At 72.2% G+C, this 24951-nt stretch carries 20 protein-coding genes and 3 pseudogenes; 15 read left to right on the top strand and 8 right to left on the bottom strand.

The annotated features are described in order from the left end of the window. Nucleotides 1-777: endonuclease/exonuclease/phosphatase family protein (locus tag AB0I76_RS04040; protein ID WP_357029671.1), on the top strand; the 777-nt coding region annotated here is incomplete at its 5' end. A gap of 30 nt (nucleotides 778-807) precedes the next feature. On the opposite strand, the gene cimA is transcribed toward AB0I76_RS04040, so the two are convergent. After that, a complete protein-coding gene (cimA, locus tag AB0I76_RS04035) occupies nucleotides 808-2391 on the bottom strand; it encodes a citramalate synthase (protein ID WP_357029668.1) in 1584 nt (527 codons plus the stop codon). A gap of 346 nt (nucleotides 2392-2737) precedes the next feature. Here cimA and AB0I76_RS04030 point away from each other — a divergent pair, with 346 nt between their 5' ends. The 4 genes from AB0I76_RS04030 to AB0I76_RS04015 all read left to right on the top strand — a co-directional run bounded on the left by AB0I76_RS04030 (nucleotide 2738) and on the right by AB0I76_RS04015 (nucleotide 5190). Continuing rightward, nucleotides 2738-3298: a peroxiredoxin gene (locus AB0I76_RS04030; RefSeq protein ID WP_357029665.1), complete on the top strand. Its 561-nt coding sequence runs from the start codon at nucleotides 2738-2740 to the stop codon at nucleotides 3296-3298. Nucleotide 3299: 1 nt separating this feature from the next. Further along, the gene (locus AB0I76_RS04025) at nucleotides 3300-3830 is read left to right on the top strand and encodes a carboxymuconolactone decarboxylase family protein (protein WP_357029662.1); all 531 of its coding nucleotides are present in this window, start codon (nucleotides 3300-3302) and stop codon (nucleotides 3828-3830) included. Between the two features lie 97 nt (nucleotides 3831-3927). Beyond that, a complete protein-coding gene (locus AB0I76_RS04020) occupies nucleotides 3928-4386 on the top strand; it encodes a PRC-barrel domain-containing protein (protein WP_357029659.1) in 459 nt (152 codons plus the stop codon). Between the two features lie 60 nt (nucleotides 4387-4446). Beyond that, a complete protein-coding gene (locus tag AB0I76_RS04015) occupies nucleotides 4447-5190 on the top strand; it encodes a tyrosine-protein phosphatase (RefSeq protein WP_357029655.1) in 744 nt (247 codons plus the stop codon). A gap of 52 nt (nucleotides 5191-5242) precedes the next feature. On the opposite strand, the gene AB0I76_RS04010 is transcribed toward AB0I76_RS04015, so the two are convergent. After that, nucleotides 5243-6340: a branched-chain amino acid aminotransferase gene (locus AB0I76_RS04010; RefSeq protein WP_357029652.1), complete on the bottom strand. Its 1098-nt coding sequence runs from the start codon at nucleotides 6338-6340 to the stop codon at nucleotides 5243-5245. A gap of 265 nt (nucleotides 6341-6605) precedes the next feature. Next, the gene (locus AB0I76_RS04005; RefSeq protein ID WP_357029649.1) at nucleotides 6606-7637 is read right to left on the bottom strand and encodes a 3-isopropylmalate dehydrogenase; all 1032 of its coding nucleotides are present in this window, start codon (nucleotides 7635-7637) and stop codon (nucleotides 6606-6608) included. A 218-nt stretch (nucleotides 7638-7855) separates the two neighbouring features. On the opposite strand from AB0I76_RS04005, the gene AB0I76_RS04000 reads away from it, so the two are divergent. Beyond that, complete coding sequence (locus AB0I76_RS04000) at nucleotides 7856-8704, top strand: FAD:protein FMN transferase (RefSeq protein WP_357029645.1); 849 nt, start codon at nucleotides 7856-7858, stop codon at nucleotides 8702-8704. Nucleotides 8705-9039: 335 nt separating this feature from the next. Continuing rightward, a complete protein-coding gene (locus AB0I76_RS03995) occupies nucleotides 9040-9396 on the top strand; it encodes a hypothetical protein (RefSeq protein ID WP_357029642.1) in 357 nt (118 codons plus the stop codon). A gap of 60 nt (nucleotides 9397-9456) precedes the next feature. On the opposite strand, the gene serA is transcribed toward AB0I76_RS03995, so the two are convergent. The 5 genes and pseudogenes from serA to AB0I76_RS03970 form a co-directional block, all read right to left on the bottom strand. Beyond that, the gene (serA, locus tag AB0I76_RS03990) at nucleotides 9457-11055 is read right to left on the bottom strand and encodes a phosphoglycerate dehydrogenase (protein ID WP_357029639.1); all 1599 of its coding nucleotides are present in this window, start codon (nucleotides 11053-11055) and stop codon (nucleotides 9457-9459) included. Between the two features lie 447 nt (nucleotides 11056-11502). Beyond that, nucleotides 11503-12534 (bottom strand): annotated as a pseudogene (ilvC, locus tag AB0I76_RS03985) (ketol-acid reductoisomerase); the annotation flags it as partial. A gap of 37 nt (nucleotides 12535-12571) precedes the next feature. Next, entirely contained in the window at nucleotides 12572-13087 is a 516-nt protein-coding gene (gene ilvN / locus AB0I76_RS03980; RefSeq protein WP_357029636.1) for an acetolactate synthase small subunit, read from the bottom strand. After that, entirely contained in the window at nucleotides 13087-14973 is a 1887-nt protein-coding gene (locus AB0I76_RS03975; protein ID WP_357029633.1) for an acetolactate synthase large subunit, read from the bottom strand. Before AB0I76_RS03975 ends, ilvN begins: the two co-directional genes overlap by 1 nt. A 179-nt stretch (nucleotides 14974-15152) precedes the next feature. Then, nucleotides 15153-17033, bottom strand: a pseudogene (locus tag AB0I76_RS03970) (bifunctional diguanylate cyclase/phosphodiesterase); the annotation flags it as partial. 12 nt (nucleotides 17034-17045) lie between these two features. On the opposite strand from AB0I76_RS03970, the pseudogene AB0I76_RS03965 reads away from it, so the two are divergent. The 8 genes and pseudogenes from AB0I76_RS03965 to AB0I76_RS03930 all read left to right on the top strand — a co-directional run. Continuing rightward, a pseudogene (locus AB0I76_RS03965) lies at nucleotides 17046-17966 on the top strand (methyltransferase domain-containing protein); the annotation flags it as partial. A gap of 80 nt (nucleotides 17967-18046) precedes the next feature. Further along, the gene (ybaK, locus tag AB0I76_RS03960) at nucleotides 18047-18529 is read left to right on the top strand and encodes a Cys-tRNA(Pro) deacylase (RefSeq protein WP_357029674.1); all 483 of its coding nucleotides are present in this window, start codon (nucleotides 18047-18049) and stop codon (nucleotides 18527-18529) included. A 312-nt stretch (nucleotides 18530-18841) separates the two neighbouring features. After that, complete coding sequence (locus AB0I76_RS03955; protein WP_357029630.1) at nucleotides 18842-19939, top strand: substrate-binding domain-containing protein; 1098 nt, start codon at nucleotides 18842-18844, stop codon at nucleotides 19937-19939. A gap of 104 nt (nucleotides 19940-20043) precedes the next feature. Beyond that, a complete protein-coding gene (locus AB0I76_RS03950; RefSeq protein ID WP_357029628.1) occupies nucleotides 20044-20862 on the top strand; it encodes an ATP-binding cassette domain-containing protein in 819 nt (272 codons plus the stop codon). Beyond that, a complete protein-coding gene (locus AB0I76_RS03945; protein ID WP_357029625.1) occupies nucleotides 20859-22118 on the top strand; it encodes an ABC transporter permease in 1260 nt (419 codons plus the stop codon). The genes AB0I76_RS03950 and AB0I76_RS03945 overlap by 4 nt, the downstream gene beginning before the upstream one ends. 27 nt (nucleotides 22119-22145) lie before the next feature. Next, nucleotides 22146-23327, top strand: coding sequence for an ROK family protein (locus AB0I76_RS03940; protein WP_357029623.1), 1182 nt, complete (start codon nucleotides 22146-22148; stop codon nucleotides 23325-23327). Nucleotides 23328-23449: 122 nt separating this feature from the next. Further along, on the top strand, nucleotides 23450-24184 hold the full coding sequence (locus tag AB0I76_RS03935; protein WP_357029620.1) for a DUF4142 domain-containing protein: 735 nt from the start codon (nucleotides 23450-23452) through the stop codon (nucleotides 24182-24184). 22 nt (nucleotides 24185-24206) lie between these two features. Further along, nucleotides 24207-24951, top strand: a 745-nt coding sequence (locus tag AB0I76_RS03930; protein ID WP_357029617.1) for a copper resistance CopC family protein, incomplete at its 3' end; no start/stop codon positions are given.

Below are 24951 nucleotides of genomic sequence, written 5' to 3'. Positions count from 1 at the left end.
GCGGCGGTCGCGGCGGTGACCGCGGCCGTGTTGGTCGCCCTGGTGGCGCCCCGGACGCTCTCCTCGCCACAACCGGGCGCGAACGGCCCCAGCGTCCGGCTGCTGACCGCCAATCTGCTCGCCGGGGCGGCCGATGCGCGGACCCTGGTCGACCTCGTCCGCCGGCACCGGGTCGACGTGCTCACCGTGCAGGAGCTCAGCCCCGGCGCGCAGGCGGAGCTGGACCGGCTCGGCCTGACCGAGCTGCTCCCCCACCGGCAGCTCCACCCGCAGGTCGGCACCGTCGGCTCGGGTCTCTACGCCCGCTTCCCGATCGGTGACGGCGGGGTGCGGCACAACCGGGGAGGCTGGGGCTTCGACCAGGCGTACGGCACGGTGGCCGTCCCGGACGGCCCGCCGGTGCGGGTGGAGTCGGCGCATCCCGCCGCGCCGTACGCGGTCGACCAGGTCGGGCACTGGCGCACCGACCTCGCGGCGCAGCCGCCGGCCACCCCGGACGGGCCGCTGCGGATCCTCGCCGGGGACTTCAACGCCACCCTCGACCACACGCCGCTGCGCGACCTGCTGGACACCGGGTACGTCGACGCGGCCGACGCCGCGGGAGCGGGACTGGTCGGCACGTGGGGCCCCTACGACGGCGACCCGGTCCCGCCGGTGACCATCGACCACGTGCTCGTCGACCGGCGGATCGCCGTCCGCGCGGTCTCCGTGCACGCCGTGCCGGGCAGCGACCACCGCGCCGTGCTCGCCGAGCTGACCCTCCCGGCCGGGGTGTGAGGAAGGTCCCCGGAGAGCCCTTCCGACACGTCAGACCCGAGCCCGGTCCAGGCCGTACGTCAGCGCGTCGACCAGGGCGTGCCAGCTCGCCTCCACCACGTTCGGGTGCACCCCGACGGTCGTCCAGTCCCGGCCCGCGCCGTCGGAGGTCTCCACCAGGACCCGCGTCACCGCGCCCGTGCCGTGGCTGCCCTCCAGGATGCGGACCTTGTAGTCGGCCAGCTCGAAGGCGCGCAGCTCGGGGTAGTGCTTCGCGAGCCCGACCCGCAGCGCCTCGTCCAGGGCGTTGATCGGGCCGTTCCCCTCGGCGGTGGCGATGACCCGCTCACCCCGTACGCGGATCTTCACCGTGGCCTCGGAGACCACCGCGCCGTCCTCCCGGTGCTCGACCTGCACCCGGTACGACTCCAGCGCGAACGGCCGGGTCAGGGCGGCACCCGGCAGCTCGGAGCGGACCAGCAGCTCGAACGAGGCGTCCGCCGCCTCGAACGACCAACCACCGGCCTCCAGCTCCTTGACCCGGCTGGTCACCTTCGACAGCGTCTCCGGATGGCCGGCCAGGTCCAGGCCCAGCTCGCGGCTCTTGAGCTCGACACTCGCCCGGCCGGCCATCTCGGTGATGAGGATCCGCATGTCGTTGCCGACCACCTCGGGCTCCACGTGGTTGTAGAGCAGCGGATCCACCTTGATCGCACTCGCGTGCAGGCCCGCCTTGTGAGCGAAGGCCGCGGCCCCGACGTAGGCCTGGTGGGTGTCGGGGGCGATGTTGGCGATCTCGGCGATGGCGTGGGAGACCCGCACCATCTGTTCCAGGCAGCCGTCCGGTAGGACCGGCATGCCGAGCTTGAGCTGGAGGTTCGCGACGACGGCGAAGATGTCGGCGTTGCCGGGCCGCTCGCCGTACCCGTTGGCGGTGCCCTGTACGTGCCGAACCCCGGCCTCGACGGCGGCAATGGTGTTGGCCACCGCGCAGGCGGTGTCGTTCTGGCAGTGGATGCCGAGGAGCTCGGGGGCGACACCGATCCGGTCGGTGAGGTCGGCGATCGCAGCGGTCACCCAGGAGGGCAGCATGCCGCCGTTGGTGTCGCAGAGCACGAAACGCTCGGCGCCCGCGGCGAGCGCGGTCTCGACGACCGCCGAACTGTACGCGGGGTCGTGCCGGTAGCCGTCGAAGAAGTGCTCGCCGTCGACGAACACCCGGCGTCCCTCGGCGACCAGGTGCGCGACGGTGTCGTGGATCATCGCCAGGTTCTCGCCCGCGGAGGTGCGCAGCGCCCGCTCGACGTGCCGCAGGTCCGCCTTGGCGACCAGAGCGATCGCCGGCGTCCGCGCGTCGAGCAATCCGCGCACCTGGGGGTCGTCGGCGACCGCGACGCCGGCCCGGCGGGTCGCCCCGAACGCCACCAGCACGGCGTGCTTCAGGGCGAGGTCGGTGCGCGCGCGCCGGAAGAACTCGGTGTCCTTGGGTACCGCGCCCGGCCAGCCCCCCTCGATGAAGCCGACACCGACCTCGTCGAGCAGCGCGGCCACCGCCAGCTTGTCGACCACGGAGTAGCTGAGCCCCTCGCGCTGCGCGCCGTCACGCAGGGTCGTGTCGTACACCTGGAACGTCATCGGGTTCCCTTCTTCGCGGGCTGTCGGGAGCAACAAAAAGACCCCCCGCGAATGCAGGAGGTCTGCGCGCTCGGCGGAGGGGCCGGCGCGCTAGCTGTCGATAATCAGGACGGTGCTGGTCACGATCGATACTGTGCCACCCCGGCCCGCTTTTGGGAGGAAGAATCCACATGCCGGGACGGTGACGCAGGGTGCCCGTAGTGGATCCAGGAGACCGTCCCGGCGGGACACGCCCGCCGGTGATCGACTTCACAAGTCATCCGGCCGCTGAGCGGCGGAAGCGCCGCTACGGAAGTATCTGGAACCGATCCAGTTACCGGCCTCGTGCCGCTGTCAAGGAGGACCTGTGCTCACTGTCGGTGACCGCTTCCCGGAGTACGAACTCACCGCCTGCGTGTCGCTCGACGCCGACCGGGCGTTCGAGACCATCAACCACAAGTCCCACGAGGGCAAGTGGCGGGTGGTCTTCTTCTGGCCGAAGGACTTCACCTTCATCTGCCCGACGGAGATCGCCGAGTTCGGCCGGCTCAACGGCGAGTTCGCCGACCGGGACGCCCAGGTCCTCGGGGTGTCGGTGGACAACGAGTTCGTCCACTACGCGTGGCGCAAGGACCACCCGGACCTGCGGGAGCTGCCGTTCCCGATGCTCAGCGACATCAAGCGCGAGCTGACCGCCGACTGCGGTGTGCTCGGCTCCGACGGCGTGGCCCAGCGGGCCACCTTCATCGTCGACCCGGACAACGAGATCCAGTTCGCCATGGTGACCGCCGGCTCGGTCGGCCGCAACGTCTCCGAGGTGCTGCGGGTCCTCGACGCCCTGCAGACCGACGAGCTGTGCCCGTGCAACTGGAACAAGGGCGGCGCGACCCTCGACGCCAACTCCCTCCTCGCCGGCGCCGGTGCCTGACATGGGTCTGGACGTGGTCAAGGCGGCCCTGCCCGAGTACGCCAGGGACATCCGGCTCAACCTCGGCTCCACGATCAGCACGTCGACCCTGAAGCCGGAGCAGGCCTGGGGCACCGCGCTGGCCTGCGCGGTCGCGGCCCGCAACGCGGTCGTGCTGAGGGAGATCGCCGACGAGGCGGGCAGCCACCTCACACCCGAGGCGGTCGAGGCGGCCAAGGGCGCCGCCGCCATCATGGCGATGAACAACGTCTACTACCGGGCGAAGCACCTGATCGGGGACGATCAGTACCAGTCGATCCCGGCTCGGCTGCGGATGCAGATCATCGCCCGACCGGGCGTCGAGAAGGCCGACTTCGAGCTGTGGTGCCTCGCCGTCTCGGCGATCACCGGCTGCGGTGTCTGCCTGGAGTCGCACGAGAAGACCCTGCGCAACGCGGGTTTCAGCCGCGACCAGGTGCACGAGGGGCTGCGCATCGCCGCCGTCGTGCACGCCGCCGCGGTCACCCTCGACGCCGAGGCCGCGCTCGCCTGATTCCGCTGCTGGTCGGCGTGTATGGATCGCCGCAGGGGGGTAGGAACCGTACGACAGGCAACATCCCCCGAGAAAGTCGAGAAAGGGAGTGAACGCCATGGAGCGGCTCGACCCTCGAACGACGCACGGGACGCCGGATCCGCTCGTCCACGGCGGACAGGGCGCCTTCCCGGGCGACGTGCCCGGCGGCACCTTCGACCCGTGGCGCTACCGGGACGAGGCCGGCGTGACCGGCGCCGACCTGGTGGGCTACAAGGTGGAGGCGAGTGACGGCGGCATCGGCAAGGTGGACAGTGCCAGCCACGAGGTCAACTCCAGTTACCTCGTGGTCGACACCGGTCCGTGGATCTTCGGCAAGAAGGTCATGATCCCTGCCGGCACCGTCAACCACGTCGACCACGACGAGCGGAAGGTCTACGTCGACCGGAGCAAGGACCAGATCAAGGCCGCGCCCGAGTACGACGAGACCGCCGACACCGACCCGGCCTACCGGGACAAGCTCGGTGGTTACTACGGCGAGACGTACTCGGCCATTCCGCCGGGTACCGCCAGGTAACGGTTGATCCTGTTCAGTGGCCGGTGGGGCGGAAGCCCCACCGGCCGCTACCGTGTCGACGTGGACACCATCGGTACGGACCGCAGGATCCCCTTCAGTGCGATGTTCAACTTCCGCGACGTCGGCGGCCACACCGGCCACGACGGTCGGACGGTGCGACGAAGCCGGCTCTACCGCTCCGACTCCCTGCACCGCATCGACGACACCGACCGGGAGGCGTTCGCCGCCCTCGACGTACGGACCGTGATCGACCTGCGCCGCCCCTACGAGGTCGAGCGGGACGGCCGGGTTCCCGACTTCGACGGGTTGACCTGGCGCAACATCCACCCGGAGCACGCCGAGTGGCACGAGCGTCCGTACGAGCCCGGCGCCGACCTGGCCCGCTACCTCGCCGACCGGTACGCCGACCTCGCCGCGACCGGGACCGCCGGGCTGGCCGAGGCGATCGGGCTGATCGCCGACTCGGCGAACGCCCCGGTCGTCGTGCACTGCGTCGCCGGCAAGGACCGCACCGGCATCGTCTGCGGCCTCACCCTCGCCGTGCTGGGCGTCCCGGACGAGGACATCGCCGCCGACTACGCGCTGAGCACCGAGGCTGGCGAACGGTTCATGGCGTGGTTCGCCTCCACGGGCCAGCAGATGCGCCCGGGCCTGCCCCCGCTCACCTGCCCGGAGCAGGCGATGCTGCTGTTCCTCGCCGAACTCCGCGAGGGCCACGGCTCGGTGGAGGACTACCTCCGTCACGCCGGCGTCACCGAAGCCCAGCTCACCGCCCTGCGCGAGCACCTGCTGGACCGGATGTAAGGAAGGGCCCCTTCTTAACGCCAGGCGTTAAGGAGGGGCCCTTCCCTACATCTCAGAGGACGCGGTGGACCCAGTTGTGCGGGTCGGCGACCTTGCCACGCTGGAGGTCCACCAGCTGCTGGCGCAGGGCCATGGTGACGCGGCCCGGCTCACCGCCACCGACGAGGAACTCCCCGTCGGGGAAGCGGACCGTGCCGATCGGCGTGACCACCGCCGCGGTGCCGCACGCGAACACCTCGCGCAGCCGCCCGCTGGCCGCGTCGGCCTGCCAGTCGGCGAAGGTGACCGGCCGCTCCTCGACCCGGTGGCCCGCGTCCCGGGCCAGGGTCAACACCGACTCCCGCGTGATGCCGGGCAGGATGGTGCCGGTCAACGGCGGGGTGACCAGGGTGTCGTCGTCGTAGACGAAGAAGACGTTCATGCCGCCCAGCTCGTCGACGAAGCGCCGCTCGACGGCGTCCAGGAAGACCACCTGGTCACAGCCGTTCTCGATCGCCTCGGCCTGGGCCGCCAGCGACGCGGCGTAGTTGCCGCCGCACTTGGCCGCACCGGTGCCGCCCGGCGCGGCGCGGGTGTAGTCCGGCGAGACCCAGACCGTGACCGGCTTGACCCCGCCGGCGAAGTACGCCCCGGCCGGCGAGGCGATCACCACGTACAGGTACTCGTTGGCCGGCCGCACACCGAGGAAGACCTCGCTGGCGAACATGAACGGTCGCAGGTAGAGGCTGCCGTCCTCGCCCTCGGGAATCCACTCGCGGTCGATCTCGATGAGCCGGTGCAGCGACTCGACGAAGGTCTGCTCCGGCAGCGGGGGCATCGCCATCCGGCGGGCCGAGTCGGCGAACCGGGCGGCGTTCGCGTCCGGCCGGAACATGGTGACCCCACCGTCGGCGGTGCGGTACGCCTTCATCCCCTCGAAGATCTCCTGCGCGTAGTGCAGGACAGCCGCCGCCGGGTCCATCGGGATGGGCGCGCGCGCCTCGACCCGGGCGTCGTACCAGCCCTTACCGTCGGCGTAGCGGACGGTGACCATGTGGTCGGTGAAGACCCGCCCGAAGCCTGGGTTGGCCAGCAGGGCGGCCCGTTCGGCGGCGGATACCGCCGCGGGATTCGGACGGATCTCGAAATCGAGCTTGTCACCACCGCTCATGCGCTGACCTCCTGCGAGAGACGGCACACGGGTCCGCATGCCGAGAAGTAGGGTGCGAGAAACTTACCCCGAACGGTCGTTCACCGGGTAGCGCCGCTCCCGGCGCGCTCGCGGTGCCGGACGGGGGTGGTCCGCCGCGCACTCCCCGTGATCGGGACAGGCGCCGGCGGGCCGGGGTGACCGGACCGGGTCGGGTCGGGTCGAGAGGGGTCGCCGACCGGGTGGGGCCGGCGACCGCACCGGCCTGGTCGGCCGGCGGAGGGGTCTAGACGGTGGCGTGTGCGGCCAGCCGGTCCCCGACCTCCTCGGTGCGTACCGGTACGCCCGCTACGCGGCCGGCCAGCTCGGCGCCGACGGCGGCGGTGATGCGGGCGGCGGCGTCGGGGTGGCCGAGCTGGTCGAGCAGGAGAGCGGCGGAGAGCACGGCGGCGACCGGGTCGGCCACGCCCCGCCCGGCGATGTCCGGTGCGGAACCGTGGACGGGCTCGAACATGGACGGGTACGTCCCGTCGGGGTTGATGCTGCCGCTGGCCGCGAGCCCGATCCCGCCGGTGACGGCGGCGGCGATGTCGGTGAGGATGTCGCCGAAGAGGTTGTCGGTGACCACCACGTCGTAGCGCTGCGGCTGGGTCACCAGGAACATCGCGGCGGCGTCGACGTGCTGGTACTCCGTGGACACGTCGGGGTGCTCGGCGGCCACCACGTCGAAGGTGCGGGCCCACAGGGACCCGGCGTGGGTCAGCACGTTGGTCTTGTGCACCAGGGTGACCTTGCGCCGCTCCCGGCGCCGCGCCCGCGCGAACGCGTCGCGGATCACCCGCTCCACCCCGTGCCGGGTGTTCAGGCTCTCCTCGGTGGCGATCTCGGCCGGGGTGCCCCGGTGCAGGCTGCCGCCGGCACCCGCGTACAGGCCCTCGGTGCCCTCGCGGACGACCACCAGGTCCACCTCGCCGGGCTTGACGCCGCCCAGCGGGCCGGCCGTGCCGGGCCAGAGGCGCGACGGCCGGAGGTTCACGTACTGGTCGAAGGCGAAACGGAGCTTGAGCAGCAGCCCGCGCTCCAGCACGCCCGGCGGGACGGTCGGGTCGCCGACGGCGCCGAGCAGGATGGCGTCGTGCCCGGCCAGCTCCTCCAGCACCGAGTCCGGCAGGACCTCGCCGGTGCGGTGGTAGCGTGCCGCGCCGAGGTCGTACTCGGTGGCCTCGACCCCGGGAAGCACGGCGTCGATGACCTTGCGGGCCTGCGCGACCACCTCGGGGCCGATACCGTCCCCGGCCACCACCGCGATCCGTGCCACGTCTGCTCCTTCGTCCGGCCGTCCGCCCGACGGTACGCCTCCGTCCCGCCCCCCGGTACGGCGGTTCCACGATACGGGAAACCCGGATGCACAGGAGTCTCCCAGGTGACATTCATGGTGTGGTCATGTGCCCTGCCTAGGGTGATGGCCAGCGGGTCACGGGGGCCCGTGTGCGGCGACGCGACGACAGCGGGACCGCTCGGGTGAGGAGCAGTGCGATGCGGATCGACGAGCAGCCACGGACCCGGTGGGTGGACCCGACGGCATTCCGGCAGGGCTGGCGGGCGGACCTGCGGCTCGGCGCCCTGCGTCACCGCGTCGACCGGTCCGGCGTCGTCGCCGGGGACCGGATCGCCGTACAGCACAGCGTGCGCACCGCCACCGCCGAGTACTCGCTGCTGCTCAACGCACCCGGGTGGCTGGGCCGCCGGGGTGTCGGCGGGGCGCTGCGGGACGCCGTCGCGGAGCTGCGCGCCATCGACCTGACCTACGGGCCGACCCGGCCGGAGAGCCTGGTCTCCCGGCTGCGCCGGGGGGAGATCAGCCCCGAGTCGTACCCGCCCCTGACCGACCTCGTGGACCGCTGCGCCGCCATGCGGGCGGCCACCGACGGCTGGTTCGACGCGTGGGCCGTCCCCGGCGGCTTCGACCCGGGCGGCCTGCTCGGCGGGTGGGCGGTGGAGCGGGCCGCGGCCCGGTTGCGGGCCGCCGGCATCCACGACTACGCCGTGCTCACCGGAGCGGACCTCGTCGTACGCGGGCACGCGGCGCACGGCGGCCCGTGGCGGGTGGCCGTACACCACCCCACCGACCGGCGGCGCGCACCACTGGTGCTGGAGATGACAGCGGGCGCGGTCGGCACCTCCGGCGTGACCGGCCGACAGGGCCACGTGGTGGATCCGCACACCGGGGAGCCCGCCGACCAGTTGGTCGCCGCGACGGTCGTCGGCCCGGACCTCGCGGTCGCCGACGCGTACGCGACCGCTCTCTACGCCGCCGGCCCGACCGGGCTGGCGTGGTTCCGCAACGGGTCCGACTACCGCGCGCTCTTCGCCCACCGGCGCTGACACCGCTGCCGGGGCAAGCGAGCGAGACCACCTCCGGGCCGCGATCGGCCCCCACGGTCTCGGCAACGACCGTGGGGGCCGGCCAGCGACGAGTGCGCGTGGCTCGCGCAATCGAGGGGTGCGGGCCGGTCGGGTCGCGGCATCGACCTCGTCACCCGAAGACGGGTCCATGTCGCGAACTCGGCCAGTGACCGCACGGGTACGCTAGCGAATCGACGCAACTCGACGCAAGAGTCTCCACTCCGGACCGTCCGGCCAGGATGGGCTCATCCGACCGGTTGGCCTGCGGCGGGGCAGTTGCGTACCGGTGAACGACGAATGGCACTCTGTCCGCCGTGAGTTTCGATCTGAGCGTGTGGGCCCTGGCGGACGGGGCGACGCCCGAGGACGTACGGGCAGCGGTGGAGCGGTGCCGGCAGGGACAGCACGTCGACCGCTACCCCGACCCACGGGTGGTGCGGTTCTACCGGGCGATCACCGCGTCCTACCCCGACCGGCACCCGGGGGCGGACACCCCGTGGGCCGTCACACCGCTGCACGCGGCCAACGACCACGTCGAGCTGAACCTGCACCCGACCTGCGAGGACCAGGTGCTGCTCGACGTCGAGCGCCTGGCCGGGGAGAACGGGCTGATGCTCTTCGACGCCCAGGACGGTTCGGTCTACCCGCCGCCGGCGCGCCTGCCCGGCTGACGACCCCCGTGTACGACGAAGGGGCCCGGCGGATCGCCGGGCCCCCGCTGTCGTACGTGCCTACTCGTCGCGGAGGTCCGCGGCGCTGGCGGCGACCGCGCCGATCGAGTCCGCTGCCGAGGTGAGCAGGTCGGCGCCGAGCGCCTGGTCGACCGTGAGGGTCATCAGGGTCTCGCCGCCGGCCTCCCGGCGGGCCACCTGCATCGCGGCGATGTTGATGCCGGCCTCGCCGAGCAGCGTGCCGACGGTGCCGACGACGCCGGGCCGGTCGACGTAGCGCAGGAAGACCAGGATGCCCTCCGCGCCGATCTCGACGTCGAAGCCGTCCACCTCGGTCAGCTTGAGGACGTCGCGGGTGCCGGCGGTGGTGACGGTGCCGGAGACGCTGACCGTACGGCCGTCGGGCAGCGCGCCTCGGATGGTCACCAGGTTCGGGTGGTCGACCGTCTCGGTCTGGGTGGCCAGCGTGACCTCGACGCCGCGCTCCGCGGCCAGGTGCGGCGCGTTGACGTAGGTGACCTGCTCCTCGACGACGGAGCTGAACAGGCCCTTGGTGGCGGCGAGCTTGAGCACCGAGACGTCGTGGTCGACGACCTCACCGCGCACGTCCACGACGACGCTGGCGGCGACGCCGCCGGCGACGGCCGTGAAGGCGCGGCCCAGCTTCTCGGCCAGCGGCAGCAGCGGCCGGACGTCCTCGGCGACGACGCCGCCGGCCTGCACGTTGACCGCGTCCGGCACGAACTCGCCCTGGAGCGCGAGCTTGACGCTCTTGGCGACGGCCAGGCCGGCCTTGTCCTGCGCCTCGCCCGTCGAGGCGCCCAGGTGCGGGGTCGCCACCACGTTGTCGAAGGCGAACAGGGGCGACGAGGTGCACGGCTCCTTGGCGTAGACGTCCACGCCGGCGCCGGCGACCCGGCCCTCGGCGATCGCGTCCGCGAGGGCCTGCTCGTCCACCAGCCCGCCGCGGGCGGCGTTGACGATCCGCACGCCGGGCTTGACGATCGCCAGCTCCTTCTCACCGATCAGGCCCACGGTCTCCGGGGTCTTCGGGAGGTGGATGGAGATGAAGTCGCTCTCCCGCAGCAGCTCCTCCAGGCCGACCAGGCGCACGCCGAGCTGGGCCGCGCGGGCCGGCTGGATGTAGGGGTCGTACGCGATGAGCCGGGTGCCGAAGGCGGCGATCCGCTGCGCGAACAGCACGCCGATGCGGCCGAGGCCGACCACGCCCACCGTCTTGCCCTGGATCTCCACGCCCGTGTACTTCGACCGCTTCCACTCCCCCGCCTTCAGCGCCGCGCTGGCGCTGGCGGTGTTGCGGGCCACGGCGAGCAGCAGTGCGAGGGCCTGCTCGGCGGCGGAGACGATGTTCGAGGTGGGGGCGTTGACGACCATGACGCCCCGCGCGGTGGCGGCCGGCACCTCGACGTTGTCCAGACCGACGCCGGCGCGGGCGACCACCTTCAGGCGCGGCGCGGCGGCGATCGCCTCGGCGTCGATCTGGGTGGCGCTGCGGACGATGACGGCGTCGGCCTCGGAGAGCGCGGAGAGCAGGGCCGGGCGGTCGGTGCCGTCGACGTGACGGACGTCGAAGTCGTGGGCGAGCACCTCGATGGCGGCGGGAGCGAGTTCTTCGGCGATCAGTACGACAGGATTCATTGGTCCTCGTAGATGTCGTCAGAGCGGGCGGCGGGGCGGCGGGAGGCGGCGCTGCGCCCCGCGCTGGTCCGTGCCATGGCCGTCAGGTGCCGGCTGCGCACCTACCTGGGATCGTAGGGGGCGGGCCGGACGACATGTCCCGGACACCGGGGTGAGTGCCCTCACAAACGGCGCGTGACGTGCGGATTAACGATCGTTCACGAGGTCCTGGGGCGGGGTCGAGACAGCATGATCCACTCGGCCTCACTGAAGTCGGGGTGTCCTGGCTCGGGAAGTGGCCGACTTCAATGACGCCGAGTGGATCATGCCGTGGCTCGGGAGGGCGAATCCGGCCCGGGTGGCGCGACCGGCGGTCCGGCGTCGACGTCGGGGAGAACGTCGACACCGGACCGCCGGCCGACTACACGCCGGGAACAAAGCCCGCCGGCGGTCGGACCGTGCGCCGGGTCAGGCGGTCTCGGTGATCGGGCGGTCCACCCAGCTCATCATGCCGCGCAGCTTCGCGCCGGTCTCCTCGATCGGGTGCGCGGCACCCTCGGCCTGCCACTTGGCGAAGTTGGGCCGCCCGGCCTCGTCCTCGGCCACCCACTCCCGGGCGAACTCGCCCGACTGGATCTCGCCCAGGATCTTGCGCATCTCCTCCTTGACCCGGGAGTCGATGACGCGCGGGCCCCGGGAGAGGTCGCCGTACTCGGCGGTGTCGGAGATGCTGTAGCGCATCTTCGCGATGCCGCCCTCGTACATGAGGTCGACGATGAGCTTCAGCTCGTGCAGGCACTCGAAGTACGCGACCTCAGGGGCGTAGCCCGCCTCGGTGAGCACCTCGAAGCCGGTCTGCACCAGCGCCGCCGCGCCGCCGCAGAGGACGGCCTGCTCGCCGAAGAGGTCGGTCTCGGTCTCCTCCTTGAAGGAGGTCCGGATCGCGCCCGCCCGGGTGCCACCGATGCCCTTCGCGTACGACAGGGCCAGGGCCAGGGCGTTGCCGCTGGCGTCCTGCTCGACGGCGACCAGGCACGGCACGCCCTTGCCGTCGGCGTACTGCCGGCGGACCAGGTGACCCGGCCCCTTGGGGGCGACCATCGCCACGTCCACCTCGGCGGGGGGCTTGATCAGGCCGTAGCGGATGTTGAAGCCGTGGCCGAAGAACAGCGCCTTGCCGGGGGCCAGGTTCGGCGCGATCGACTCGGCGTAGATGGTGCGCTGGGCGGTGTCCGGGGCGAGGATCATGATCACGTCGGCCTCGGCCGCCGCCTCCGCCGGGGTGAGCACCCGCAGGCCCTGCTCCTCGGCCTTGGGCCGGCTCTTGGAGCCCTCCGGCAGGCCGATCACCACGTCGACGCCCGAGTCACGCAGCGACAGCGCGTGGGCGTGGCCCTGGCTGCCGTAGCCGATCACGGCGACCTTCCGGCCCTGGATCAGGCCCAGGTCGGCGTCGTCGTCGTAGTACACCTCAACGCTCATGGTTTCCCTTTCGTACGGCGGTGCCCGTCGGCCCGTCGTGGTCTGTGGTGCTGGGTCAGGCGGCGCGCAGCGCGGGACCGGCGGTGATGGAACGCGAGCCGCGCCCGATCGCCACCTGCCCGGACTGGACCATTTCCTTGATGCCGAACGGTTCGAGGTCGCGCAGCAGCGCGTCGAGCTTGTCGGGGGTGCCGGTGGCCTCGACGGTCAGCGTGTCCGGCGCGACGTCGACCACCCGGGCCCGGAAGAGGTTGACCGTCTCCAGCACCTGGCCGCGGGCCGCGCGGTCCGCGCGGACCTTGACCAGCAGCAGCTCCCGGGCGACCGACACCTGCGGGTCCAGCTCCACGATCTTGAGTACGTTCACCAGCTTGTTGAGCTGCTTGGTCACCTGCTCCAGCGGGGAGGACTCGGCGTTGACCACGATGGTGATCCGGGAGACGTCCGGGTTCTCCGTCTCACCGACCGCGAGGCTGTCGATGTTGAAGCCGCGCCGGGAGAACAGGCCGGAGACGCGAGCCAGGACACCCGGCTTGTTCTCCACCAGCACGGACAGGGTGTGCATGGTCATCAGATGTCATCCTCGTCGAAAGCCGGGCGGACGCCGCGGGCGAACATGATCTCGTCGTTGCTGGTGCCGGCGGCGACCATCGGCCACACCATGGCGTCCTTGCCGACCACGAAGTCGATGACCACCGGCGCGTCGTTGATCGCCATCGCCGCCTCGATCGTCTTGTCGACATCCGCGGCGTTCTCGCATCGCAGGCCGACGCAGCCGAGGGCCTCGGCCAGTTTCACGAAGTCGGGGATGCGGTGCTTGTGGGTGCCCAGCTCGGTGTTCGAGTAGCGCTCGTTGTAGAAGAGCGTCTGCCACTGCCGCACCATGCCGAGGTTGCCGTTGTTGATCACGGCGATCTTGACCGGGATGCCCTCCAGCGCGCAGGTCGCCAGCTCCTGGTTGGTCATCTGGAAGCAGCCGTCGCCGTCCACCGCCCACACCACCGTGTCCGGCTTGCCGACCTTGGCGCCCATCGCCGCGGGCACCGCGTAGCCCATCGTGCCGAGGCCGCCGGAGTTCAACCAGCTGTACGGCTTCTCGTACGAGATGAACTGCGAGGCCCACATCTGGTGCTGGCCGACGCCCGCGACGTAGATCGCGTCCGGGCCGGCGATCTCGCCCAGCCGCTTGATCACGTACTGCGGCGAGAGGGTGCCGTCGTCCGGCTCGTCGTAGCCGAGCGGGTACCGCTCCCGCAGGTCGCGCAGCTGCGTCCACCAGTCGGACAGGTCGGCGGACCGGCCCGCCGCGTGCTCCACCGTCATCGCCGCGATCAGCTCGTCGATGACGTGCCGGGCGTCGCCCACGATCGGGACGTCGGCGTGCCGGTTCTTTCCGATCTCGGCCGGGTCGATGTCGGCGTGCACGACCGTGGCGTCCGGGGCGAACGAGTCCAGCTTGCCGGTCACCCGGTCGTCGAAGCGGGCGCCCAGGGCCACGATCAGGTCGGCCTTCTGGAGGCCGTACACCGCGGCGACCGTGCCGTGCATGCCGGGCATGCCGAGGTGCTGCTCGTGCGAGTCGGGGAACGCGCCGAGCGCCATCAGCGTGGTGACCACCGGGATGCCGGTCAGCTCGGCCAGCTTGCGCAGCCCCTCGGTGGCACCGGCCTTGAGCACGCCGCCGCCCACGTACAGCACCGGGCGGCGGGCGGAGGTCATCAGCCGGGCGGCCTCGCGGATCTGCTTGCCGTGCGGGTGCAGCGTCGGCCGGTAGCCGGGCAGGTCCAGCGTCGGCGGCCAGGCGAACGTGGTGGACGCCTGGAGGACGTCCTTCGGGATGTCCACCAGGACCGGCCCGGGCCGTCCGGTGCCGGCCAGGTGGAACGCCTCGGCCAGCACGCGCGGGATCTCCTCGGGGCTCTGCACGAGGAAGTTGTGCTTGGTGATGGGCAGGGTGATGCCCTGGATGTCCGCCTCCTGGAAGGCGTCCGTGCCGATCGAGGGCCGCGCGACCTGACCGGTGATCGCCACCATCGGCACCGAGTCCATGTACGCGTCGGCGATCGGCGTGACCAGGTTGGTGGCCCCCGGGCCGGACGTGGCGATGCAGACTCCGACCCGGCCGGTGGCCTGGGCGTAGCCGGTCGCGGCGTGCCCGGCGCCCTGCTCGTGCCGCACCAGGATGTGCCGGACCGACGAGTCGTAGAGCGGGTCGTACGCCGGCAGGATCGCGCCACCCGGGATGCCGAAGACGACGTCGACGCCGAGCGCCTCAAGGGACCGCACGAGCGAGCCGGCCCCGCTGACCTCGGCCGGGACGGGTGTGCGTACCGCGGGAACGGCCGGGGTGGCCGCGGCGCGGGCGGTGCCGGCGTGGTCGGCGTCGGTCGCCGGCTCGGCGGTCGCGCGGTTCCGCCGGGCGGAGTGGGCGAGTGTCTCGGGCGTGGGTCTCGTCATGGCGTTTCAGGCCTTCGGCTGGAGTGGGTGTGGCTTGGGGGTCCGACGCGGGCGGGCCCGCGTCGATCTGGTCCGACGGCAACAAAAAAGCCCTCGTGCAGGATGCACGGGGCCAGCGCACTCTCGACGGGGGAGAGTGCGCTCAGGTAAGTACTCGCAGAGACCGGTACGACATGCGGTCAAGCCTGACGCATCTCATGCGATGAGTCAACTGATCCCACATGTTGGTTAACGGATCTTCCGTATTCACCCGTTCGGGGAGCCGGCGCACCCTCATCGACCTGCTCGGACCCGCTCTCGGGGCGACGGGGGGCGGGCACCGCCGGCAGTCGACGGGGCACCGCGGGGGGCGGTACCGCCGGGGGCGCGGGCACCGGCGCCGGACGGGCTCCGGGCGACGTGGCGGCCTCCAGCATCGCCTCCAGGTGCTCGGCGGGCACCCCCCAGCCGAAGAGCGCGCCCTGCCCGAAGCGACACCCGGCGGCCACCACCGCGGCCAGCTCGGTGGGGGTCGTCACCCCCTCGGCGATGACCTCCAGCCCGAGCTGGTGACCGAGGCGCATGACGACGTCGACCATCGGCGCGAAGGCGGGCCCGTCCCGGCCCACCGGTCGGACCGGCTCGTGCTCGGCGACCAGACTGTGGTCGATCTTCAGGATGTCGATCGGAAGGCGGCGGAGCTGCCCCAGGGACGAGTAGCCGGCGCCGAAGTCGTCCAGGGCGATCCGTACGCCGGTCAGCCGCAGCGCGGTCAGCCGCCGGATCAGCTCGTCGAGGTCGGTGGCGACGGCGTGCTCGGTCACCTCCAGCACCAGCCGCTGCGGGGGCACGTGGTGGGCGCGCAGGGCGTCGGCCACCTGGACGACGTACTCCGGGGCGTGCAGTTCACGCGGAGACACGTTGACCGACACCCAGACGTCGTGGCCGTCGGCGAGCCAGCGGGACAGCTGGTAGCAGGCCTCGTGCAGGACCCACGCACCGAGCTGGGCGATCATCCCGCACTCCTCGGCGAGCGGGATGAACTCGTCGGGACGGACGTTGCCCAGCTGCGGGTGGTGCCAGCGCAGCAGCGCCTCGGCGCCGACGGGGCGTACCGACGGCAGCGAGGCCACCGGCTGGAACGCCAGCCGCAACTCGCCGCGCTCGATCGCGCCGCGCAGCTCGTGCTCGACGACGGTACGCCGGCGCAGCAGCTGGTCGTACGCGGCGTCGTAGCGCTCGATCCGGTTCTTGCCGCGCTGCTTGGCGTAGCGCAGCGCGAGGTCGGCGTGGCGCAGCAGCAGCTCCACGTCGGGCTCGCCGGCCCACCCGGCGGTGCCGATGCTCACCGAGAGGAAGACCGGCCCCTCCGGCTGGTCGTACGCGCCGTGCAGGACACCGAGCAGCCGCTCGCCCACCCGATCCGCCTCGGACTGCCGGCCGTGCATCAGCACCGCGAACTCGTCCCCGCCGAGCCGGGCCGCCACGTCGCCGGGGCGCAGGTTGCCCCGCAGCCGCCGCCCCACCTCCGCCAGCACCGCGTCGCCGACGTCGTGCCCGCGCATGTCGTTGACGTTCTTGAAGCCGTCCAGGTCGAGGCTGAGCAGGACGCAGTTGGTGCCCGTCTCCGCGCACCGGTGCAGCGCGCGCAGCAGCCCCCGGCGGTTGGCCAGCCCGGTCAGCGGGTCGGTGTGCGCCAGCTCCCGGAAGTGCGCCTCGCGCTCGGCCAGCCGGCTCGCGTACTTCCGGACGTCGTGCAGCGTCAGGTACTGCCGGGCCACCAGCGCGAAGCCCTCGACGCTGCCGGCGACGATCCCCAGCGCGCCGAAGCGGCCGTCCTGGACGAGGTGGTACATCGCCGAGGCGGCCATGGCGAACATCGGGACCACCGCGTACTCGCCGTCGCGGCGGATCACGTCGACGTCGAGCTGGCACGGCGCCTCGAGGTACCAGTTCGCGAGCGCGGCGGCCAGGAGGCCGGCGGAGACCACGGCAGCACCGGCCAACGCCACACCGGAGCCGGCCTGGCACAGGCCGGCCGCGACGCCGAGACCGCCGAAGGTCACGCCGGCGGCGCCGGCGGCGTGACCCGCCTGGCCGACCTGGGGTGCGGGCTCGGTGCCGACGCGCTCGCCGCGGCCCGCGCCGGCATCCGGGTGTACGGGGTGGAGGCCGACCCGCTGACCGCCGCGATGGCCGCCGCGAACGCCGAGGCCGCGGGGCTGGCGGACCGGTTCACCGTCGAGTGCGGCGACGCCACCGCGTTCGACGTGTCTACCGTCGACGGCGTGTTCTGCGACCCGGCGCGACGGAAGGCGGGCACCGGCCGGCGGATCTTCGACCCGAACGCCTACTCGCCGCCGTGGGACTTCGTCACCGGGCTGGCCGAGCGGGTGCCGCGCACCGTGGTGAAGGTGGCCCCGGGCCTGGACCACGCGCTGATCCCGGCCGGCGCGGAGGCCGAGTGGGTCAGCGTCGACGGCGACCTCGTCGAGGCGGCGCTGTGGTGCGGCGCCCTCGCCGAAGTCCCGCGCCGCGCGACCATCCTGAGGGAAGTGCCCCCGCTCAACGCCTCAGGTGGAGGAACAGCCCCCTGTCATCAGCTGACCGGCTCCGGCCGGGAGGAGGCGGCGGTCGGCCCCGTGCGGCGGTACCTGTACGACCCGGACGCGGCGGTGGTCCGCGCGCACCTGGTCGCGGAGCTGGCCGCCGACCTCGACGCCACGCTCGCCGACCCCAGCATCGCCTACCTGTACGCCGACAGCCCGACCCCGACGCCGTTCGCGCGCTGCCTGGAGGTCACCGACACGCTGCCGTTCTCGCTCAAGCGACTGCGCGCGCTGCTGCGGGAGCGCGGCGTGGGGCGGGTGGAGATCCTCAAGCGCGGCTCGGCACTGGAACCGGAGAAGCTCCGCCGCGACCTGCGGCTCGCCGGCGGCGAGGCGGCGAGCCTGGTGCTGACCCGGGTGGCCGGGGCGCCGACGGTGCTGGTGTGCCGCCCGGTCGCGGCGTGACGCGACTTCGCCGCCCGGTCCGGGCGTGACGCGGTGGCGATTCCCGCTGGCCGGTCCGCGGCGGCGCGGCTAGGTTGACGATCGTGGCAGGACAGGGCACTCCGGCGACGGCGCTGCTGGCGAAGCGGAAGGTGGCACACCGCACCCATCCGTACGACGTCTCCCCCGACGCGCCGAACTACGGCGCCCTGGTGGCGGCGGCCCTGGGGGTGCCGCCGGAGCGCGTGTTCAAGTCGCTGGTCACCGAGGTCGACGGGGCACTCGCGGTGGCGGTGGTTCCGGTGACCGGCGAGCTGGACCTCAAGGCCCTCGCCGCGGCCCTGGGCGGCAAGCGCGCCGCGCTGGCGGACCGCGCGGTCGCCGAGCGCGCCACCGGATACGTCCGGGGCGGCATCAGCCCGTTGGGGCAGCGCAAACGACTCCCGACCGTGCTCGACGAGACGGCACTGCGGCACGAGACCGTGTACGTCTCGGCCGGCCGCCGCGGTCTCCAACTGGAGCTGTCCCCCGAGGACCTGGCAACCCTGACCAACGCCACCACAGCCCCCCTCGCCACCCCCTGACCCGCTCCCCAGCCCGGCCCAGCCCCGTCCGTGCGGCGATCCTGCAGGTTCCGCGCCGGTGATCATGAGGTTGGCGGGTGCTGGAGGCCCGATTTCGCCCGTCAACTTCATGATCGACGAGCTTGCCCCGGCTGGGGTGGGGAGAGAGCGCTTCCTGGTCGGTGACAGCCGGGCGTCGGGCGCGTTGCCGAATTGTTACCGCCCCCAACAAACTCGTGGCCTCGGCACTCTTGTGTGCGGGGTCTCACGCGGAATACGTTGCCGGGCACAACAAAAGAACCACCATCCCCCACCCCCGAAAGGACCCTGCACATGCGCAAGGGCTTCCTCGCCGTCGCCGCCGTGGGCCTCCTGGCCACCGGCAGCATGGCGGCTTGTGGCGACAATTCCGGCGGCGGCGACCAGGCCGGCGCTCAGAAGACCCCGAAGATCGGCGTGATCCTTCCGGACAGCAAGTCCTCCGCCCGCTGGGAGGGCGCGGACCGCAAGTTCCTGGAGGAGGCGTTCAAGGCCGCCGGCGTCAAGTACGACATCCAGAACGCGCAGGGCGACAAGGCGAACTTCTCCACCATCGCCGACGGGATGCTGACCAGCGGCGTCACTGCCCTGATGATCGTCAACCTGGACTCCGGCACCGGCAAGGCCGTGCTGGAGAAGGCGAAGTCCCAGGGCGTCGCCACCATCGACTACGACCGGCTCACCCTCGGCGGTGGCGCGGAGTACTACGTCAGCTTCGACAACGAGGCCGTCGGCAAGCTCCAGGGCGAGGGCCTGAGCAAGTGCCTGACCGACAAGGGTGTCAAGAACCCGAACGTGGTCTACCTGAACGGCTCCCCCACCGACAACAACGCCACCCTGTTCAAGAACGGCTACGACTCGGTGCTCAAGCCGAAGTTCGACGCCAAGGAGTACACCAAGGCCGATGACCAGGACGTTCCGGACTGGGACAACGCGCAGGCCGGCGTGATCTTCGAGCAGATGCTGACCGCGCAGAAGGGCAAGATCGACGGCGTCCTCGCCGCCAACGACGGCCTCGGCAACGCGGCCATCTCCGTGCTCAAGAAGAACAAGCTCAACGGCAAGGTGCCGGTGACCGGTCAGGACGCGACGCCGCAGGGCCTGCAGAACATCCTCGCCGGTGACCAGTGCATGACCGTCTACAAGGCGATCCGCGAAGAGGCGAAGGCCGCCTCCGACCTGGCCATCGCCCTGGCCAAGGGCGAGCGCAAGGACACCGGCCAGACGGTCAAGGACCCGGAGTCGGGCAAGGACGTCGCCGCCGTGCTGCTCACCCCGAAGGCGATCTACAAGGAGAACGTCAAGGACGTCATCGCCGACGGCTTCGTGACCAAGGACGAGATCTGCACCGGGGCGTACGCCAAGCTCTGCGCCGACGCCGGCATCAGCTGAACCCCGCCGTGGTGAGGCCGCCCGGCACGGGCAACCCCGTGCCGGGCGGCCTGCCGCCACCGGACGGGCCCCGAGACCTCCCCTGAGCGCGTAAGGAGACCCCCGTGTCCGCGACCCCCCTGCTGGAGCTGCGCGGGATCGACAAGAGCTTCGGTCCCGTCCAGGTCCTGCGCGACGTCGCCTTCGCCGCCTACCCCGGCGAGGTGACCGCGCTGGTCGGCGACAACGGCGCCGGCAAGTCCACGCTGGTCAAGTGCATCAGCGGCATCTACCCCACCGACGCCGGGGAGTTCCTCTTCGACGGCGCGCCGGTGACCATCAACAGCCCCCGGGACGCCGCCTCGTACGGGATCGAGGTCGTCTACCAGGACCTCGCGCTCTGCGACAACCTGGACATCGTGCAGAACATGTTCCTCGGCCGGGAGAAGCGCAGCGGCATCGTGCTCGACGAGCCGACCATGGAGCAGATGGCCGCCGAGACGCTCGCCGGTCTCTCCGTCCGCACCGTGAAGTCCCTGCGCCAGCACGTCTCCAGCCTCTCCGGCGGCCAGCGGCAGACCGTCGCCATCGCCAAGGCCGTGCTGTGGAACAGCAAGCTGGTGATCCTGGACGAGCCCACCGCCGCGCTCGGCGTCGCGCAGACCGCGCAGGTCCTCGAACTCGTCCGCCGGCTGGCCGACAACGGCCTGGCCGTGGTCCTCATCTCGCACAACATGAACGACGTCTTCGCCGTGTCCGACCGGATCGCCGCCCTGTACCTCGGCCAGATGGTCGCTCAGGTGAAGACCACCGACATCACCCACGCCCAGGTGGTCGAGCTGATCACCGCCGGCCGGTCCGGCGGGCTCGGCCTCGGCGGGGGCAACGGGCAGTCCGACAACGGCGGCGAGCCCGCCGCCAGCACCCCGGGAGCCGTCCGATGACCACCACCACCGTCCGCCAGGAGGGGCCGGCGTCCGTCACCCCGCCGCCCACCGTCGGCAGTTACGTCCGCAACTACCTGGCCCGCGTACGCGGTGGTGACCTCGGGTCGCTGCCGGCGGTCACCGGCCTGCTCGTCCTCTGCCTCGTCTTCGCGATCGTCCGGCCGGTCTTCTTCTCGGCGGCGAACTTCGCCAACCTGTTCACCCAGGGCGCGGCCGTCACCGCCATCGCGATGGGCCTGATCTTCGTCCTGCTGCTCGGCGAGATCGACCTCTCCGCCGGCTTCGCCAGCGGCGTCTGCGCGGCGATCCTCGCCAACGTGGCGACGGTGCTCGGCTACCCCTGGTACGTCGCGGTGGCCGCCGCGCTCTTCACCGGCATGGTCATCGGCCTCACCCTGGGCGTCCTCGTGGCCAAGGTGGGGATCCCGTCCTTCGTGGTGACGCTCGCCGGCTTCCTGGCCTTCCAGGGCGTGGTGCTGCTGCTCATGGAGGAGGGCACCAACATCTCGATCCGCGACGAGACGATCATCGCGATCGAGAACCGCTGGGTCCCGCCGCTGATCGGCTGGGTGCTCGTCGCGGTCGCCGTGGGCGGGTACGCCGCCGCGCAGTTGCTGCGCCACCGCAACCGTACGGCCCGTGGCCTGGTCACCGACCCGATCATGGTGGTCTTCGGCCGGATCGCCGCGCTGGCGGTCATCCTCGGCATCGCGGTGTACGTGCTCAACCAGGAGCGCAGCATCAACCCGCTGATCAGCTCCAACAAGGGCATGCCGATCGTGGTGCCGATCCTCGCCGTGCTGCTGGTCTTCTGGACGTTCGTGCTGAGCCGCACCGCGTACGGCCGGCACCTGTACGCGGTCGGCGGCAACCGCGAGGCGGCCCGGCGGGCCGGCATCAACGTGGACAAGATCCGCATCTCGGCGTTCGTCATCTGCTCCGCGATGGCGGCCGTCGGAGGCATCATCGCGGCCAGCCGGGACAGGTCGGTCGACCCCAACACCGGTGGCAGTAACGTGCTGCTGTACGCCGTGGGCGCGGCGGTCATCGGCGGCACCAGCCTCTTCGGCGGCAAGGGCCGGATCATCGACGCCGTGCTCGGTGGCGCGGTGGTTGCGGTGATCATCAACGGGATGGGCCTCATGGGGTACAGCTCCGGCGTCAAGTACGTGCTGACCGGCCTGGTGCTGCTGCTCGCCGCCGGCGTGGACGCGCTGTCGCGGCGACGGTCCGCGGCCACCGGCACCCGCTGATCCCGGCTTCACGGAAGTAACGACCCCATGCGCGCAGGACCCACTCAGGACGAGATCCGTCGGCAGAACCTGGGTGCCCTGCTGCGCCACGTGCACGTGCACGGCGCGACCTCACGGGCGGAACTCACCACCACGCTGGGGTTGAACCGGAGCACCATCGGCGCACTCACCACCGACCTCGCCGCGGCCGGCCTGGTGAGCGAGGGGGCGCCGAAGGAGACCGGCCGGGCCGGACGACCGTCACTGGTCGTCCGGCCCGAGTCGGCCCGTGTGCACGCGTACGCGTACAGCATCGAGGTGGACCGGCTGCGGGTCGCGCGGATCGGTCTGGGCGGCGCGGTGCTCGACCGCCGGGAGCTGGCCCGGCCGCACAACCTCACCGCCGCGGAGGCCGCGCCGTTGCTGGCCGGCGCGGTGAAGGAGATGCGGCAGGTGGTGCCGCCGGACGCGATCTGTGTCGGCGCCGGCGTCGCCGTGTGCGGCATGGTGCGCCGCGACGACGGCCTGGTCCGGCTCGGGCCGACCACCGGCTGGGTGGACGAGCCGATCGGCGCGGCGCTCGGCGAGGAACTGGGGCTCGACGTGCCGGTCGTGGTGGGCAACGTCGCCGACGTGGCCGCGTTCGCCGAGCACGCCCGTGGTGCGGCGGCCGGCTGCGACAACGTCATCTACCTGTACGGGGACGTCGGCGTCGGCGCCGGCATCATCGTCGGCGGGCGGCGGCTGACCGGGCACGGCGGGTACAGCGGCGAGGTCGGGCACATGGTGGTGGTCCCCGGCGGGTCACGGTGCGCGTGCGGGTCCCGGGGCTGCTGGGAGACCGAGATCGGCGAGCACGGACTGCTCCAGGCCGCCGGCCGCGCCGACGCCCGCGGCAAGGACGCCCTGCTGGCCGTGTTCGACGCCGCCGACCGGGGGGACGCGCGGGCCCAGACGGCCGTACGCCAGGCCGGTGACTGGCTCGGCTTCGGCGTGGCGAACCTGGTCAACATCTTCAACCCGGAGATGGTCATCTTCGGCGGCACCATGCGCGACCTCTACCTCGCGGCGGCGGCCCAGGTGCGCAGCCGGCTCAACTCGATCGCGCTGCCCGCCTGCCTGGAGCACGTCCGGCTGCGGACCCCGACGCTCGGCGACGACGCGCCCCTGCTCGGCGCGGCCGAGCTGGCCTTCGAGCGACTGCTGGCGGACCCGCTCGACGTCGGCTGATTCGCGATTCGCACTGAACTGATTCGGCGCTCAATCCGTACCTGTGGACGGACGGGCGGCCGGTGGGTGCGGCGGCCCGGACAACCTGTGTACCGGTCCGGCCCCGAGGAGGCACCGCAGACATGGCACCGCTCAGATCCGCCCGTCGTCGGCAGGGGCACCGGACCCGCGTCGCGGTGCTGCTCGTCACCATCGCCGCCGGGCTCGGGCTCCTGCCCGGCGCCGCCCTCGCCGCCCCGGCCGGGCAGCAGCTCAACGCCGCCGACGCGGCACTGCTCGCCGGCGTACGGCTGGCCGGCCTGTGGGAGATGCCGGCTGGTCAGATGGCCGCCGAGAAGGGCCAGAACCCGGTCGTACGCCAGATCGGTGCCGAGATCGCCAAGCAGCACGAGGAGTTGGACCGGATCACGGTCGACGCCGCGAACAAACTCGGCGCGGCCATCCCGACCGACCCGACCGCCGAGCAGCAGGGCTGGCTGAAGGAGATGAAGGACTCCACCGGCGCCCGCTTCGACCAGATCTTCGTGACCCGCCTGCGGGTCGCGCACGGCAAGATCTTCCCGGTGATCGGCGCGGTCCGGGCCAGCACCCGCAACCCGGTCATCCGCGACCTCGCCGAGGCCGCCAACACCTTCGTCAACGACCACATGACCATGCTGGAGAGCACCGGCCTGGTCCGCTGGGCCGAACTGCCGCCGGCCGCGCTGCCCGCCCCGGCCGAGGACGGCCTGCTCGCCGCCGCCTCGGCCAACACCGGCCCCCAGATGAGCGTCAGCAACACGGTGGTGTGGTTGGTCTTCCTCGCCGCGCTCGGCACCGGCGGCATCGCCACCTGGCGCATGCTCCGCCGCACCTGATCCCCCGGACACCGGCACCGCGATGTCGACGGTGACGTCCCCTGCCCGAGGAGAACCGCCGTACGGGCGTACCCGTGCGGCGGTTCTGCTCGGGCTGGTCCTGGCCGCCCTGTGCGGCGCACTGGCCCCCGCCGGTCCGGCCGCCGCGCACGCCGTCGTGGTCTCCACGGCGCCGCAGCGCGACGCGGTCGTCGGCTACGCCCCGCGGGAGGTGGTGGTCACCTTCAGCGAGCCGGTGACACCCGTACCGGGCCGGGTGCGGGTGCTCGCCCCGGACGGCAGGCGCACCGACGTCGAGAAACCGGAGGTACGGGGGACGACGATGCGGATCCCCGTCCGGGTTCCCGCGCGACCGCTCGGCACCTATCTCGTGAGCTACCGGGTCATCTCGGCGGACGGCCATCCCGTCGCCGGCAGCTTCACCTACTCCGCCGGGGCGCCCTCGACCGCGCCACCGCAGCCGACGTCCGACGACGCGTCGTCCGATGGATCGTTGGTGCCGGTGGCCCGGTACCTCGGCTACCTGGGACTCGTCGCGGCGGTCGGCCCGCCGCTGCTGGCCGCCACGATGTGGCCCCGCCGGCGCTCCCGTCGCGGTCCACTCCTCGTGGCGTGGGCCGGTCTCGGCCTGGTCGCCGTCGCCACGGTCGCGACCTGGGCGGCGCAGGCCGCCGAGGCCGTCGGGGTACCGGTCGGCGAGCTGACCCTCGCGGATCTGCGTACGGCGTGGGCCGGCGGCGTCGGTGCGGTGCTCGCCGCGCGGCTGG

It is taken from the genome of Micromonospora sp. NPDC049799, assembly GCF_040656655.1.
Lineage (GTDB): Bacteria > Actinomycetota > Actinomycetes > Mycobacteriales > Micromonosporaceae > Micromonospora.
The sequence above is the reverse complement of the archived record's forward strand: the minus strand, read 5'-3'. Positions and strand labels throughout refer to the sequence as shown.

Excerpts from the sequence above, each read along its gene's own strand:
- cimA (WP_357029668.1), bottom strand. The coding sequence starts at position 2,391 with ATGACGTTCCAGGTGTACGACACGACCCTGCGTGACGGCGCGCAGCGC.
- AB0I76_RS04025 (WP_357029662.1), top strand. The coding sequence starts at position 3,300 with ATGGGTCTGGACGTGGTCAAGGCGGCCCTGCCCGAGTACGCCAGGGAC.
- AB0I76_RS04020 (WP_357029659.1), top strand. The coding sequence starts at position 3,928 with ATGGAGCGGCTCGACCCTCGAACGACGCACGGGACGCCGGATCCGCTC.
- AB0I76_RS04010 (WP_357029652.1), bottom strand. The coding sequence starts at position 6,340 with ATGAGCGGTGGTGACAAGCTCGATTTCGAGATCCGTCCGAATCCCGCG.
- AB0I76_RS04000 (WP_357029645.1), top strand. The coding sequence starts at position 7,856 with ATGCGGATCGACGAGCAGCCACGGACCCGGTGGGTGGACCCGACGGCA.
- serA (WP_357029639.1), bottom strand. The coding sequence starts at position 11,055 with ATGAATCCTGTCGTACTGATCGCCGAAGAACTCGCTCCCGCCGCCATC.
- ilvN (WP_357029636.1), bottom strand. The coding sequence starts at position 13,087 with ATGACCATGCACACCCTGTCCGTGCTGGTGGAGAACAAGCCGGGTGTC.
- AB0I76_RS03975 (WP_357029633.1), bottom strand. The coding sequence starts at position 14,973 with ATGACGAGACCCACGCCCGAGACACTCGCCCACTCCGCCCGGCGGAAC.
- AB0I76_RS03955 (WP_357029630.1), top strand. The coding sequence starts at position 18,842 with ATGCGCAAGGGCTTCCTCGCCGTCGCCGCCGTGGGCCTCCTGGCCACC.
- AB0I76_RS03945 (WP_357029625.1), top strand. The coding sequence starts at position 20,859 with ATGACCACCACCACCGTCCGCCAGGAGGGGCCGGCGTCCGTCACCCCG.
- AB0I76_RS03940 (WP_357029623.1), top strand. The coding sequence starts at position 22,146 with ATGCGCGCAGGACCCACTCAGGACGAGATCCGTCGGCAGAACCTGGGT.
- AB0I76_RS03935 (WP_357029620.1), top strand. The coding sequence starts at position 23,450 with ATGGCACCGCTCAGATCCGCCCGTCGTCGGCAGGGGCACCGGACCCGC.